General features: G+C 25.4%; 16 protein-coding genes. 4 read left to right on the forward strand and 12 right to left on the reverse strand.

Annotated elements, in window-relative coordinates:
* Positions 1-65 precede the first annotated feature (65 nt).
* From R5Z65_RS02855 to R5Z65_RS02910, 12 genes are all read right to left on the reverse strand, one after another.
* Positions 66-767, reverse strand: coding sequence for a queuosine precursor transporter (locus tag R5Z65_RS02855; protein WP_317366953.1), 702 nt, complete (start codon positions 765-767; stop codon positions 66-68).
* Positions 760-1482, reverse strand: coding sequence for a radical SAM protein (locus R5Z65_RS02860; protein ID WP_317366954.1), 723 nt, complete (start codon positions 1480-1482; stop codon positions 760-762). The genes R5Z65_RS02855 and R5Z65_RS02860 overlap by 8 nt, the downstream gene beginning before the upstream one ends.
* A 302-nt stretch (positions 1483-1784) precedes the next feature.
* Positions 1785-2492 carry an RNA polymerase sporulation sigma factor SigE gene (sigE, locus tag R5Z65_RS02865; RefSeq protein WP_317366969.1) on the reverse strand — a complete coding sequence of 236 codons (708 nt, stop codon included), beginning with the start codon at positions 2490-2492 and terminating at the stop codon, positions 1785-1787.
* A 31-nt stretch (positions 2493-2523) separates the two neighbouring features.
* Positions 2524-3405, reverse strand: a complete 882-nt coding sequence (locus R5Z65_RS02870; protein ID WP_317366955.1) for a sigma-E processing peptidase SpoIIGA — start codon at positions 3403-3405, stop codon at positions 2524-2526.
* 115 nt (positions 3406-3520) lie between these two features.
* Positions 3521-4378 carry an ATP-binding protein gene (locus tag R5Z65_RS02875; RefSeq protein ID WP_317366956.1) on the reverse strand — a complete coding sequence of 286 codons (858 nt, stop codon included), beginning with the start codon at positions 4376-4378 and terminating at the stop codon, positions 3521-3523.
* A 16-nt stretch (positions 4379-4394) separates the two neighbouring features.
* Positions 4395-4958 (reverse strand): hypothetical protein, encoded by a 564-nt coding sequence (locus R5Z65_RS02880; RefSeq protein ID WP_317366957.1) that lies wholly within the window; start codon positions 4956-4958, stop codon positions 4395-4397.
* Between the two features lie 17 nt (positions 4959-4975).
* Positions 4976-6328: a 23S rRNA (uracil(1939)-C(5))-methyltransferase RlmD gene (gene rlmD, locus R5Z65_RS02885; RefSeq protein ID WP_317366958.1), complete on the reverse strand. Its 1353-nt coding sequence runs from the start codon at positions 6326-6328 to the stop codon at positions 4976-4978.
* Positions 6318-6464 (reverse strand): hypothetical protein, encoded by a 147-nt coding sequence (locus tag R5Z65_RS02890; RefSeq protein ID WP_317366959.1) that lies wholly within the window; start codon positions 6462-6464, stop codon positions 6318-6320. Before R5Z65_RS02890 ends, rlmD begins: the two co-directional genes overlap by 11 nt.
* A gap of 18 nt (positions 6465-6482) precedes the next feature.
* On the reverse strand, positions 6483-7028 hold the full coding sequence (gene cas4, locus R5Z65_RS02895) for a CRISPR-associated protein Cas4 (protein ID WP_317366960.1): 546 nt from the start codon (positions 7026-7028) through the stop codon (positions 6483-6485).
* The gene (locus R5Z65_RS02900; RefSeq protein WP_317366961.1) at positions 7013-7306 is read right to left on the reverse strand and encodes a hypothetical protein; all 294 of its coding nucleotides are present in this window, start codon (positions 7304-7306) and stop codon (positions 7013-7015) included. The genes cas4 and R5Z65_RS02900 overlap by 16 nt, the downstream gene beginning before the upstream one ends.
* The gene (locus R5Z65_RS02905; RefSeq protein WP_317366962.1) at positions 7306-8247 is read right to left on the reverse strand and encodes an HD domain-containing protein; all 942 of its coding nucleotides are present in this window, start codon (positions 8245-8247) and stop codon (positions 7306-7308) included. Before R5Z65_RS02905 ends, R5Z65_RS02900 begins: the two co-directional genes overlap by 1 nt.
* 50 nt (positions 8248-8297) lie before the next feature.
* On the reverse strand, positions 8298-9239 hold the full coding sequence (locus R5Z65_RS02910) for a TIGR01212 family radical SAM protein (protein ID WP_317366963.1): 942 nt from the start codon (positions 9237-9239) through the stop codon (positions 8298-8300).
* A gap of 182 nt (positions 9240-9421) precedes the next feature.
* Between R5Z65_RS02910 and R5Z65_RS02915 the strand changes: the two genes are divergently transcribed.
* The 4 genes from R5Z65_RS02915 to R5Z65_RS02930 all read left to right on the forward strand — a co-directional run.
* Positions 9422-11404: a toprim domain-containing protein gene (locus tag R5Z65_RS02915; RefSeq protein WP_317366964.1), complete on the forward strand. Its 1983-nt coding sequence runs from the start codon at positions 9422-9424 to the stop codon at positions 11402-11404.
* 24 nt (positions 11405-11428) lie between these two features.
* Complete coding sequence (locus R5Z65_RS02920; protein ID WP_317366965.1) at positions 11429-13600, forward strand: DNA topoisomerase (ATP-hydrolyzing) subunit A; 2172 nt, start codon at positions 11429-11431, stop codon at positions 13598-13600.
* 66 nt (positions 13601-13666) lie between these two features.
* Positions 13667-15232, forward strand: a complete 1566-nt coding sequence (locus R5Z65_RS02925) for an SPOCS domain-containing protein (RefSeq protein WP_317366966.1) — start codon at positions 13667-13669, stop codon at positions 15230-15232.
* A gap of 503 nt (positions 15233-15735) precedes the next feature.
* On the forward strand, positions 15736-16104 hold a 369-nt coding region (locus R5Z65_RS02930), incomplete at its 3' end, for a helix-turn-helix transcriptional regulator (RefSeq protein WP_317366967.1).

Consider the following 16104-nt stretch of genomic DNA (forward strand, 5'->3'; position numbering starts at 1 on the left):
GCTAAAAACTAGCACCTTTTATTTTTAAATACAAAGTATTTAAAAAATTGATTGAAAACTTTATATTAATTTTTAATTTTTTTGTTTTCATATAAATATCTTGCTATGTATATAGCAGGCGTATCTAATATACTTGTTATTATAAATATAATGTAGCTAGATTTAAAGATACTAATTAGCGTAGGCATATCATATGTACCATAAAAAGCAAATAGTGTAAATAATAAAGAATTTATAAGCTGAGATATTAATGTAGAGCCATTATTTCTAAGCCAAAGATACCTTTTTTTATCACCACTTATTTTTTCTGTAAAAGCCCACCATTTATGGTATACCCAAACATCAAAAAATTGGCTTATAGCATATACTACTAAGCTAGCTATCATAATTCTAGGAGTATTAGAAAATAGTACTTTAAAATGCTCATCTAAACCATTAGTAACATCGTATAACAGCCAACTTTGTGATAAAATAACAAACGATATAGATGTTAATATCCCTACTAAAACAGCCTTTTTAGATTCTTTTTTACCATAAAATTCGCTTAATATATCTGTTGCTAAAAAGCTAGCTCCAAACAGTATATTGCCAAGAGTTTGCTCTAAAGAAAATGCTTTTATAACCAATAAAACTTCTATATTAGCAGTTATTGTAGCGAAAACTGTAAAGCATAAAAGACCTTTATTTCCAAAAAGGTAAAACCATAATAAAACAAAACCATAAATAACAAATACGGATAATATTAAAAGAACTTCATTACTAATCATTTTTATTACCTCCCACACCAAAATCTGTATTATTTAATAAAATATCTACCCTAGTATTATTTTTATATATAGGATAAATATGATTTATAAAATTATTGATTGTATTAGGGTCTGGCTTAATTTTAGTTTTATTTTCAACCATTATGTTTACACATATTCTTTCAAAATGTTCAAGACCTATTGCTATATCTTTAAGCATAAAGTCTAAACTTTGTCCTGGTAACCCTTGTAGCAAGCATACTTCGTCAAAATATTCTTTTATTATAGTTACATCTTTTTCTTCTATACCTTTATTTAAAAAGCTTTCCCTATAATAATAATCAAATGTTTCCATACCTATTTTAGTTTTAATTTTTATTCCAATATTATTAAAATGCTCTTTTAAAGGTGCTATTTCATCTTTATGTGCCCAATGGCATTCAAAATGTAATGTATTAATATTTTTTTGTATACACACATCTTCAATTTTTTTCATAGTTTTTTTATCTAAATCTACAAAGCTACCAGAGTTAACAACTTCTAAAGTATTATATTTACCAGTAACTTTATTTAGCTCTTGTTCATTTATTTTAAAACAGTATTCTTCATCTTTGTTAAAATCTGTATGATAATCACAAAAGCTACATTTTTTCCATTTACAACCACTACCCATAAGAAGTAAAATTTCACGTTTATTTTTATCTTCTATGGTGGAATACCTAATTAAATTATCCATAAAATCCTCCATTTTTAAAGACAGTTACCCAAAAACTAAAATCAAATTAAAAATAGAAAATTTTATAAATATTTTATTATAAAATATAAGTTATATATTAATTTAAAATAAAAAAGAGCTACATACATAGCTCAAATTAACATAAAAAATAAACCAAAATAATGGCTTATGTAAAAAATTTAATTTGACCTAGTTTTGTTTAAAGACAGGAGGGTTTCGAACTGTCTATTAATAATTTTAACGATAATTTTATAATTATCGTTAAAATTATACCATATAAATTATATAAAAACAATATATAATTACATCATTTTTATAAATTCTTTTTTTAGTCTATTAATTATCCTTTTTTCTAGCCTAGATATATAAGATTGAGATATGCCAAGTATATCTGCAACTTCTTTTTGAGTTTTTTCTATACCATCAGTAAATATACCATACCTAAGTTCTATAATAATACGTTCTCTATCATCTAATTTTTTTATAGCTTTTTTTAAAAGGTCTCTATCTACTTCTTCTTCTAAATTTTTATAGATAATATCTACCTCTGTACCTAGTATATCAGATAGTAATAGCTCGTTACCTTCCCAGTCAACATTTAAAGGTTCGTCTATAGATATTTCTGTTTTTGTTTTAGTATTTCTTCTAAGATACATAAGTATTTCATTTTCTATACACCTAGTGGCATATGTAGCTAATTTTATATTTTTATCACATTTAAAGGTGTTAATAGCTTTAATAAGACCTATACTCCCTATGGAGATTAAATCTTCTACATTAACACCTGTATTTTCAAATTTTCTAGCTATATATACAACAAGTCTTAAGTTTCTTTCTATAAGTTTAGACTTAGCCATTTCATCTTCATCTGTACCTAAAAGAGATATCATTTCTGCTTCTTCATCATTGGTTAAAGGGGGAGGTAGTACATCTGCACCACCTATATAAAATATACTATCCTCATCTTGCTCTCTAAATATATTTATAATATTTTTTAATATACTTTTCATACCAAGCATAACACCACCTCCATTTTTATATTTAGTTAAATATTAGCTCAGGGTTTAAAAGGGCATTATAAAAATTATCATTGGATAGGTTAAAATTTGATATAGCAATAATAACATCTTTTAATATAATTTTATTTTCTATATGTATTTCTAGCTTATCTATTTTTGTACCAATTAAAAGTCCATTTTCTTTACCAACGCTTTTAAAAGGTATAAGACGTATGTCAGATGTGTATCCTAGCTCTAGTAGTTTATTTAAATTATCTTCTTGTTTTTCATAAAAAATAGCTTTTAATTTTTCTGGAAGTATCGGCTTTATAGCAACAAATTCTGCTATTATAACAGGTTTTTTTGTTATAGGTTCTTTTAAATTATTGCCAGTATCTAAAAGTGCATTTAATGTTACATTAGTATCATTTTTATATAGAGTAATATTGTAAAAGCTTTGTTTTTTTATAAAAATTCTTTTATACCAGTTTAAAAAAACTTTAATAATTATGTATGTACATACAATAGATAAAACTAAAAATTTTAATGGGAAATTATGTAAAGTATTGGTTAAAAAATAGTTAAAATTGGTATAATAAAATATAGCTATACTACCTCCACCAACGCAAAATGCTACTATATTTACCAATAAAAATAATTTAAAAAAATCTTTAATATTTTTAGGCTTAAAGCTAATAAAAATAGATAAAATAAAAATAAGTGATATTACAAAAATGCTTAAAAACTTATTATATGGTATAAAAATAATGGTTAATATATAAAGGAGTGTTGCAAAAATTGCACCAAATGCAATTCTTTTTAAAGAAATTTTATTTTTAATAAGTTTGTTTACTATGAAAAATATAAAATATACCATAATAAAATTTATTAAAAATAAAACGTCTACATAAATTTCTATTTGCATTAAATCCCCCCAAAAGCTTTTATACATAAAATTATATAAACAAAGTAAAGAAAAATTTGCTATATTTTGGGCTTAAAATATAAAAATAGCTCGACATTTAGATAAAAAAAAAGAGCTATAAGCTCTCTTTTTTACTACGTTCATCATAATCATCTAAAAAGTTGTAGGAAGTACCATCTTTATGATAGCCAATAATTGTACTTAAATTTACATTTTCTACACTATTAAAGATATTTTTTTCTATATTAGGGTTATCTTGTCTAAGTTTTCTTATAAGATTTTTAATGTTTTGGCGTGTAGAACCGCTGTCATCGCTGTTTGTGTATGCTATATTTTCTGTAAACCTACAACCACATCTTAAAAAGTTTAAGTTATGGTATTTAGCCCAAGCTATAATATCTTCTTCTCTAACCATATATAAAGGTCTTATAAGCTCCATACCTTCAAAATTAAGGCTATGAAGCTTTGGCATCATAGTTTGTACTTGTCCACCATATATCATACCCATAAGTATTGTTTCTATAACATCATCGAAGTGATGTCCTAGTGCTATTTTGTTACAACCAAGCTCTTTAGCTTTACTATATAAGTGGCCACGACGCATTCTGGCACAAAGGTAACAAGGGTTTTCTTCTATATCTACCACTATATCAAAAATATCTGTATCAAAAACATTAATAGGTATATTTAAAGTTTTAGCATTTTGCAAAATCATATTAAGATTCTCTTGGCTATATCCTGGGTTCATAACTATAAATTTTAAATCGAAATGGAACTTACCGTGTTTTTGTAGCTCTTGCATAAGCTTAGCTAAAAGCATAGAATCTTTACCACCAGATATACAAACAGCTATTTTGTCGTTTTCTTTTATAAGGTCGTATTTTTGGACTCCTTTTATAAATCCACGCCATATAGTTTTTCTAAATTTTTTTATTATGCTTCTTTCTATTTCATTAAGTTTTTCTCTTTCCAAAGTATTTCTCCTAATTTTATTCTATAATAATATTTTTAAATTTTTTACAAATTTTATTGGTATTTTTAGTATCATTAGATAAAATTTTTATTATTTTATCGTCATAAAAATTAAATAATATATGCTTGTTAGTATCTAAAAAAAATACTGATGAAGATAATTCATTAAATCCAGCATTATTTAAAAATAAAATTTCTTTAATAAGATTTTTTATTTTTATACGTTCATTAGATAAGTCCCAGCAGAAAGCTATTGTTTCTGTTAAAATATTATCTTCGTTATTATAGAGGTATTTTTTCATAATAGCAGGTTTTTTTAACTTGCATATATTAATAAATCTATTTAAAATATTTATTGATTGTTCTAAATCCAAATCATTATTTTTTTTATATAAAAAGTCTACTTTAAATAATAAAGTATCAAATTTAAAAGATTTATATAATTTTAAGCTATTTTTAAGACCATTTTTATAATTTGTTATATTATCACACATTAAAACATTTAAATAATTAGATGTATAGTCTATAGGGAAATTTATATCTAATTGTTTAAAAGTATATTTTATTTTAGATGACAGCATATTTATCCTTTCTTATGTTATCTAGTTATTAATGCTACACATTCTATATGAGTAGTCATACAAAACATATCTACAGGTTGTATTTTAGCTAGTTTAAAGCCAAAATTAGATAAATAATCTATATCTCTAGCTAGAGTAGCATTATCACAAGATACATATACAAGTTTTTTTATAGATGTTTTAGATATTGCATCTAATAATATTTTATCACAACCCTTTCTTGGAGGGTCTACAACTATAACATCTGGACATATATTTTCTTTAAATATTAGCTTTGGTATAACGTCTTCAGACTTTCCTACAAAAAATTCTGCATTGTTTATGTTATTAAGCTCTGCATTAGATATAGCATTTTTAATAGCATCTGGTACAATTTCTATACCATATACTTTTTTGCAATTTTTAGCCAAAAACAGAGATATAGTGCCTATACCACAATAGGCATCAAATACAATTTCATTACCAGTTAAATTGCAAAAGTTTAAGGCTATTTCATATAAAACTTCTGTTTGAATAGGGTTTACTTGGTAAAAGGATAGGGGGGATATATTAAATTTTAAGTCTTTTATATAGTCTACAATATATCCTTTGCCCATAATGGTTTCTGTTTTATCGCCTAAAATAACATTGTTATTGATAGTATTGTAGTTTATAACAATGCTATCTAGATTAGGTATAGTTTTAAAATTTTCTATTAGTAAATCTTTATATAAAAATTTATTATTATTTACTACAATACATATTAAAAGTTCGTTTGTTTTATTTCCTACCCTAGTTACTATATGTCTTAAATCACCTTTACCTGTGTTTTCATCATATATAGAAATATTACTTTCTTTTATAAAATCTTTAAATTTTTGTATAATAACGTTATTTATAGGATTTTGTATTATGCAATTATCTATATTTATTATATTGTGAGAACGAGGTTTATAAAAGCCTATATTAACGTTATCGGTAAAATTTATAGGAAAGCTAGCCTTATTTCTATAATTAAAAGGTATATCCATACCAATAGCTTTAGGAACTTTTACATTATCTATTTTTGCAATTTTTTTTAGGTTAGATTGTACAAATTTAGATTTTATTTTAAGTTGTTCATCATAAGAAAGATGAAGAAGATTACAACCACCACATTTGCCAAAATGTTTACAATGTGGATTTTGTCTATAAGGAGATGGTTTTATTATATTTATAATTTTGCCATATCCATAGTTTTTTTTGACTTTAATAATTTTTATATGAACAGTTTCATTAGGTAATGCTCCATCTACAAATATAGTAAAATTATCTATTTTTCCAATACCTTCTCCATTTATGCCAATATCTATTATATCTATATCAAAATAAACATTTTTTTTAATTTCCATTTTTAGTACCTTTTTTATTATCTATTTTATCTGAGTTTAAATATTGTTGTAAAGCTTTAGCTAAAATTTTTTCATCTGTTATATTTAACACTCGTTCTATATTTTTTTTATCAAAATTTTTATTGGTTTCATTCATAAAATCACCTTTTAAGTATTAAAGATTATCATAAAAATCACAAACAGTTTGTCTACACATACAATATTTACAATGGGAAAAACTACAAGTAGCTTCTCCTTTACCTGTTTTTAACATATAACGCATATCTTCTAAAACATTTAAAAGATATTTTCTTAGATACCTTGTATTTTTTACAACAAAACAATAGTCATTATATATAAGTTTACCTTTTTTTACCTTATATCCATATAAATCTTCAATAATAAGGAAGTATGCTACAAGCTGTAATAAATCTCCAGTATGAGGCATAGGGTCATCTTTTATGCTACCACTTTTAAGCTCTATTACATAACATTTATTAAATTTTTTGTACACAAAATCTGGTTTACCTTGTATATTATATTTTTCGGAAAAAAGTAACTTTTTGTATATAACATTAGGTTTTTTGTTTTTTGTATTTTGGTCTGTATAAAAAAGGATATAACCAAAAGGTGTTAAACTTTTAGATTTGCTTTTTTTTATAGGCTTAGGTCTTATTAAAAGTAAAGATATAAAGATTAATATTATTATAATATACCACATATTTTAAGCCCCAATAATAATAAAATAGTAAGTATAGTTAGTAATAAAAACTTAATTGTTAGTTTAATTTTTCTTTTAATAAGAAAAGTATCGTGAAAATTTACACCTTTTTTAAAGTTATCTATTGTTTTGTATGTAAACCCCAATTCTTCGTTTCGCTTTTTGTACCTTTCTCTAATATATTTTTTACCATATAGCCTTTCGTAGTACCAGCTATATTGACAATAACAATATTTATTTATCTCACTAGCAGATATTTTTTCATTGCTATTATTCATTAAAAATTAGACTTTCTAAGATTTCTAGCTAACATTTTATGATAGCCAACCCAGTTGCCAGTTGTATTATCAGAAAAGATAGCTTCTTCGTACATTTTAATTTTTGCATCTAGTTCATCTGCACAATGTAAGATAAATGCTTCAATAGTTTTTGGTCTTTTTGGAGAGCCAAATTCATATTCGCCGTGGTGAGAAAGTACACTGTGTTTTAAAAGCGATTGTAGTTGATGAGGAAAGTCTGGTATTTTACTACATTCTTTTGTTATAAGCTCTGTACCTATTATTATATGTCCTAAAAGCTGTCCGTCATCTGTGTAGTCGTTATCTGGAAAAGGAGAAAGCTCAAACATTTTGCCTACATCGTGTAAAAGAGCAGAGGCTATTAGTAAATCTCTATTTACATAGTCATAATGATTAGATAAAAAGTTACATATTTCACATATAGATAAACAATGCTCTAAAAGTCCACCCATATAGTTATGGTGCATACTTTTAGCAGCAGAATGTGTCTTAAACCTTTCTCTTAGTTGGTCATTTTTTATATAAATATTTTCTAATAAAGTTTTTATATGATTATTTTGTAAACTAGATATAATGTTTACTATTTTTTGGTAAAGCTCTTCTATATTTTTGTCAGTAGAAGGAATATAGTCCATAGGGTCATATTCACCTTCTTGGCTACGTCTTATTTTTCTTATAGTCAGCTGAGGTTCGTTTTGATATGATAAAACACTAGCATCTATTTTTATAAAGTCGTTTTCTTCAAAACTTTGGATATTGTTATTAAGCTCCCAAACCTTTGCATTAATAGTGCCTGTTTTATCTTGAAGCAATAAAGAAAGGTAGTTTTTTCCAGAACGAGATTTTAAAGTTTGCTTTTTTTTGCAAAGATAGTGTTCCACTACTGTTTCATCTATTTTTAAATCTGATATATATCTCATTAATAGTCCTCCAAATATTTTATAATATAAATATACTATGTAAATAGGAATTAGTCAAACTTTTTAAGGGCTTTATTGCTAGAATAATTGAAAAGTTTGCCTTGAAATCTGTTTTCATTAATCATTTTTTGCTCTATCATATCTTTTATTTTCCACCAGCTCATACCCCAGTTTGAAAATAGAGTAAATTCTTCAGGAGCTCTTCCTATAATTCTTTGTATAGCTATATTAGGGGATAGATATTCTAAAAATGTAATAGTTTTTTCTATATAGTCTTCAACGGGTAACATAGAAAATTCTTTGTTTAAATACTGATTTGCAAGGAGAGTATTTTTTTCTATATATAGGGCGTGTAATTTAACAAAATCTGTATTTAACACACTTAAAATTTTGGCCGTTTCTATTGTATCTTCTATTGTATCCCAAGGTAAATTTAATATAACGTGTGTGCATACATTAAATTTATAAGATTTTATAAGATTTACAGACTGGATATATTCTGCTAAAGTGTGTCCTCTATTTATTTTATTTAATGTTTTATAGTTGGCAGTTTGTAAGCCTAGCTCTATTGTTATATCAATATTGTATTTATTTTTTATATCTTTTAAAATATCTAAATAATCTGTGCTTATACAATCTGGCCTAGTAGATATAGAAATATCTACTATATCATCTATTATTGCTTCGTTTACATATTTTTTAAATAATGGCAATGGTATATATGTGTTTGAATAACTTTGAAAATATGCTATATATTTTTTTGCTTTATATTTTTTTTCTATAAGCTCTTTATTTTTTAAAAGTTGCTCCTTAACAGATAGATTAGCAGATAAGTTTTCAAAGCCTACGCCTTCATCTCCACAATAGGTGCAACCTCCAAAGGCTACATTGCCATCTCTATTAGGGCAATTAGTTTCTTTTAATGATATAGGGAGTTTATATACCTTTTCTCCATATTTTTCTTTTAAATATTTTGAATATTCTTTATACATAAAATTCCTTTCTATTTTATAATAATTAATATGAAATATAGTATAATTTTATATAATTATATTAAATTTAAATTATATTTGCAATAAAACTATTGCAATAAATATGATTTTTTGTTAATCTAAAAAACAGAGTAATTTTTTTGTTATTTATAAAAATAAAAATATAAAGAGGTAGGAGCTTTATGGCAAAAAATAATATAAAAAAAACATCTGAATATGGTAATGAGAGTATTACATCTTTAAAAGGTGCAGATAGAGTAAGACTAAGACCAGCCGTAATATTTGGCTCTGATGGTATTTTAGGTTGCAAACACTCTATTTTTGAAATATTATCAAATTCTATAGATGAGGCAAGAGAAGGATTTGGTAGTTTAATTAAAATATCTTATTTTAAAGATAAATCTATATGTATAGAAGATAATGGTAGAGGAATACCAGTAGATTACAATTCTAAGGAAGATAGATACAACTGGGAACTTTTATTTTGTGAACTATATGCAGGTGGTAAATATCTTAATAATAGTGGAGAAAACTACGAATTTAGTTTAGGGCTTAATGGGCTTGGGCTTTGCTCTACACAATATAGCTCAGAGTATATGGACGTAGAAATAATAAGAGATGGGTTTAAATATACACTACATTTTGAAAAGGGCGAAAATGTAGGAGGATTAAAAAAAGAAAAAACTAATTTAAATCATACAGGAAGTAAAATACATTGGCGTCCAGACACAGAAGTTTTTACAGATATAAATATAGAAATAGACTATTTTAAAGAAATATTAAAAAGACAATGTGTTGTAAATGCAGGGCTTAAATTTGAACTTTATGATGAACAAACAAACGAAACATTTAATTTTTGCTACGAACAGGGTGTAAAAGATTATATAAAAGAAATTTCAAATGATAAAAACTTTACAGAACCAGTTTATTATAGCCACGAAACAAAAGGTAAAGACAGGGAAGATAAAGAAGAATATAAGTTAAAATTTGAAATGGCATTTGCTTTTAATAATGAGATAAACTTAGTAGAATATTATCATAACTCTAGCTTTTTAGAATATGGTGGTTCTCCAGATAAAGCTGTAAAATCGGCTTTTGTATTTGCTATTGATAAATATATAAAAGCTAATAATTTATATAAAAAAGATGAAAAGAAAATAGTTTATTCTGATGTGGAAGATAGTTTGATTATGGTTATAAATTCTTTTTCTACACAAACAAGCTATGAAAATCAAACAAAAAAAGCTATAACAAATAAGTTTATACAAGATGCTATGACAGACTTTTTAAAAGAACGCCTTGAAGTTTATTTTATAGAAAATAAGGCAGATGCAGATAAAATAGCAAATCAAGTGCTGATAAATAAAAGAAGTAGAGAAACAGCAGAAAAAACTAGAATAAATATTAAAAAGAAACTAACAGGCTCATTAGATATGAACAATAGAGTAGAAAAGTTTGTTAATTGTAGGTCTAAAGATGTTAACAAAAGAGAAATTTATATAGTGGAAGGGGACTCTGCTCTTGGTGCTTGTATGCAAGGGCGTGATGCAGAATTTCAAGGGATAATGCCTGTAAGAGGGAAAATACTTAATTGCTTAAAGGCTAATTATGATAAAATATTTAATAGTGATATTATAACAGATTTATTAAAAGTACTTGGGTGTGGCGTTGAGCTAAAAACTAAGCATAATAAAGAGCTTAATAGTTTTGATTTAAGCCAACTTAGATGGGATAAAATTATAATATGTACAGATGCAGATGTAGATGGGTTTCAAATAAGAACACTTATTTTAACTATGCTTTATAGATTAGTACCTACATTAATAGAAGAAAAGAAAGTATTTATTGCAGAATCACCTTTATATGAAATTACGGCAGGTAAAAAAACATTTTTTGCTTATTCGGAAAAAGAAAAAGCAGACATAATAGGTAAAATAGATGGTAAATACCATATACAACGCTCTAAAGGGCTTGGGGAAAATGAGCCAGAAATGATGTGGCAAACTACTATGAACCCTAAAACAAGAAAGCTTGTACAAGTTTTACCAGAAGATGTAGAAAAAACAAAAGAAATGTTTGAAATGCTACTTGGAGATAATTTAAAAGGCAGAAAAGAATATATAGAACAAAATGGATATAAGTATATAGACCTTACAGATGTTTAAAATATATAATATAAAGGAGATTTTATGAATAATTATATAGAACAACCAATAACAAAAACATTAGAAACAAACTATATGCCATATGCTATGAGCGTTATTATCTCTAGAGCTATACCAGAAATAGATGGATTTAAGCCCTCTCATAGAAAGCTATTATACACTATGTATCAAATGGGACTTTTAAAAGGGAATAGAAGAAAGTCTACTAATGTTGTTGGAGAAACAATGAAACTTAACCCTCACGGAGATATGGCTATATATGAAACCCTTGTAAGATTAACAAGAGGTAATGACTCTTTGCTTACACCGTTTATAGACTCTAAAGGAAATTTTGGTAAACAATTTTCTAGAGATATGGCTTTTGCAGCATCTAGATATACAGAGGTTAAGTTAGATAGTATATGTCAAGAAATATTTAAAAATATAGACAAAAATACAGTAGATTTTGTAGATAATTATGATGGAACTATGAAAGAACCTGTGCTTTTTCCTACTACTTTTCCTAATATATTAGTTACCAATAATCAAGGGATAGCAGTTAGTATGGCTAGTTCTATATGTAGCTTTAATCTTAAAGAAGTTTGCGATGCTACTATAAAATTTATTAAAAATGAGAAAGTAGATATTAAAAAATATCTTAAGGCTCCAGATTTTTCTAGTGGTGGAGAGCTTATATACAATGAAAAAGAAATAGAAAATATATATAAAACAGGAAGAGGTAGCTTTAAGCTTAGAGGAAAATACAGGGTTGATAAGAAAAATAGCCTTATAGAAATTTATGAAATACCTTATACTACAACTATAGAGGCTATTATTGATAAAATTATTAGCCTTGTTAAAAGTAACAAAATTAAAGAAATAAACGATGTTAGAAATGAAACAGATAAGAATGGACTAAAAATAACTATTGATATTAAAAAAAGCGCTAATCCAGAGCTACTTATGCATAAGTTATATTCTATGACTACTTTAATGGATAGTTTTAGTTGTAACTTTAATGTACTTGTTGGTGGTGTACCTAAAACTATAGGTATAAAACCAATCCTTACAGAATGGCTTAAATTTAGGATAGAATGTATAAAAAGGCAAACGGCTTATGATTTACAAAAGAAAAAAAATAAACACCACCTTTTATCTGGTCTTGCTAAAATATTATTAGATATAGATAAAGCTATTAGAATTATTAGAGATACAGAAGAAGACAGTATGGTTATACCTAATCTTATAAAAGGATTTAAAATAGATGAACAGCAAGCAGAATATATAGCAGAAATAAGGCTTAGAAACCTTAATAAAGAATATCTTTTAAACCGTATAAAAGAGCGTGAACAATTAGAAAAAGATATGAAAGCTTTAGAAGAAATATATGAAAGTGAAGAACTTATTAAAGATATAATATGTACAGAGCTTAAAGAAATAGGTAAAAAATATGGTAAACCTAGAAAAACAGAAATAATATATCACGAGGAAGTAAAAGAAATAGAAGAACACGAGCTTATAGAAGACTATACAGCTAGATTTTTCTTAACAAAAGAAAATTATTTTAAAAAAGTTACTTTAGTTTCTTTACGTTCTTCTGGAGAGCATAAGCTAAAAGATGAGGACACTATCATACAAGAAATAGAAGCTATTAATAAATCTGAAATAATATTTTTTTCTGATAAAGCTAATGTGTATAAAATAAAGGCTTATGATATACCAGAGGTTAAAGTTAGTAATATAGGGCATTATTTACCTAACCTTTTAAATATGGAAGATGATGAAAATATAATATATTTTACTATAACAAATGACTATAAAGGACATATGCTATTTGTGTTTGAAAATGGTAAAATAGCTAAAGTACCTTTAGATGCTTATCAAACAAAAGTAAACAGAAGAAAGCTAATAAATGCTTATAATGATAAATATAAACTTATAAATATTAAGTATATTTTAGATGATATAGACATAATCTTAATTAGAGATAATGACAAGGCTATTCTTTTAAATACTGATAAAATAGAGGAAAAGTCTACAAAATCATCTATGGGGGTTAATATTTTAAATCTTAAGAAAAACAGTAAAGTTACCTATTTTTTGGAAAAAGATGATTTTATATCTGATGATATAGAATATTATCGTTCTAAAGATATACCATCTACAGGGCATTTTATATTAGATAAGGATAAAAATAAAAATAACTTTTTAAAATAAAGTTATAAAAAAAGACCTTTTTACATATATTTTTATAAAAATAGAATATATGGGAGGTCTTTTTTTATGGAAATTTTGAAAAAAGATATTACAATAGATAAAAAAATAGGAAAAGAAACTAGTCAAGTTTTGATAGAAGGAGATATTATTGTACCTGATACAAAGCCAGATATAGACGTAGTATTAGAGGCTAATGGTTCTGCATATATAGATAGTAAAGATATAGTAAATGATAGAATTACTTTTAAAGGTAATTTAGATATAAATGTTTTATTTATTGCAAAAGGGGATAACAAACCTATATACAATATGCAATCTACATATCCTATTAATGATTTTATAAATATGGAAGGCATAGACAAAGATATGACTGTCTTTACTACTTGTAATATTACAAACTTAGATTATAAACTTATAAATGATAGAAAAGTAAGCTTTAGGGCTATTTTAGATGTTACATCTGAAGTTTTGGCTAAAGAAAACATAGAGGCTGTAACTACAATAGATGGACTTGATGAAAATCAAATGAAAGTAACTAATATAAACGTAAATAAAGTTGCTTGTACAAAATTTGACCGTTTTAATATAAAAGATGATATAGAAATATCTAGCGGTAGACCTAATATAAGAGAAATATTAGATATAAATTTTAATATTATTAATAAAGATGTTAGAACTCAGTTAGAAAAAATAAACATATCTGGAGATATTAGAGCTTGTGTTCTTTATAAAAGTGACGAAGAAGATAGTATTATTACATATTTTGAACAAGATATACCTTTTAATGGGTCTATAGAAATAGATGGTGCTACTGATGATATGATAGGCGATGTATATTTAGATATACAAGAGAAAAATATTCAAATTTTAGAAGATGTAGATGGAGAGCCTAGATTAATAGGTATGGATATTTATATTGGTTGTAATATTAAAGTTAGCTATGAAAATGAAATGAATATTTTAGAAGATGCCTATGCTCTTGATAAAAAAATTAATATAGAAAAAAATATACAGAGCTATCCTATGCTTGTTTGCAAAAATAAAAATCAAGCATCAATTAAAGAAGTTGTAAAATTAGATGAAGATTGTCCACCAATTTTACAAGTTTTAAAAGTTTCTGGTAAACCTATTTTAGACAACGTAGAAATTTTAGAAGATAAAATAATTGCAGAGGGGATTTTAGATTGTAAAATACTTTACATTACTAATAATGATGAATATCCTATTCATTGTTTTAATACTATTATACCTTATAGACAAGCTATAGATGCTAAAGGTACTAATCCACAAATGGCTAAAGTAGATATTAATTCTTATATTGAACATATAGGAGTTAATATGATGTCTGATAAAGATGTAGAAATTAGATGTGCTATTAACTTTGATACTTGCGTTTTAAAAGAAAAAGAAGTGGCTTTTATTACAGATGTTATATTTGAAGAAATAGATGAAGAATTTTTAAATAGTATTGCTAGTATGATTATTTATGTTGTACAATCTGGTGATACTCTTTGGGATTTAGCTAAAAAATTTAATACAACAGTAGATGATATAGTAGAGCTTAATGATATAGAAAATCCCGATTTAATTTATCCAGGGCAAAAATTATTAATACTTAAAAAAGTGTGTTAAAATATTATAATTTATATTATGTAAAGTCACCCATTAAATAGGTGGCTTTATTTTAATATTATAAAATATACAAATGTATGAAATTTATATTATATTTTAAAATGTTTGTAATAAGTGATACGATTAATATTTAAAATTCTATATAAAGTTTTAATAGAATTATGAAAACGAAGGGTATGTACAGCATCTAATCTTTTGTTTGAGGAAAGCGTGAATATGGCAATAGCTTTTTTATATTAAATTCTCCTCTTCAAGAAGAGCATTACCCTTTTGTAATTTATGAATTTGTTTAGCATAAATAATAGTAGCACCATAAATTTTAACAGAGAAAATTGCTTTATACATTTAGCAATACCACAAAAATAGACACCATATTTACAACTAAGCTAGGATTAAGACTTACCATTTTGATATAAATTGCATACTTGTTATATCAGATTTATTTTGATACACTAGAATACATAGAATAATAATTATAGAATATCAAGATAGAGGTGTTTTAAATGTCAAAAAATTTAGGTACACTGTTGTATAATTTAAGAAAGGAATTAGGGATTAATCAAAAAGAGTTAAGTAGAGGAATTTGCTCCATAACAACATTATCAAGATTTGAATCTGGAGAAAGAGAACCTAGTAAAATAGTATTTGATACTTTAATTTCTAAACTAGGAAAGAATAGTAATAAATGGGAAATAATTTCAAGTGAAAATGATAAATCATTAATAAGATGTAAAAATTATATAGATTATTTAATAAAATCTGAAAAATGGTTACAATTAGAAGAAGCTATAAAAGATTATAAAAAATTGATAAAAATAGATAATAACTTAAATGAACAATATATATGTTTTATAAATGCTATTATTTATAAG

The organism is uncultured Tyzzerella sp., assembly GCF_963558545.1.
Taxonomy (GTDB): Bacteria; Bacillota; Clostridia; order Lachnospirales; family CAG-274; genus Tyzzerella.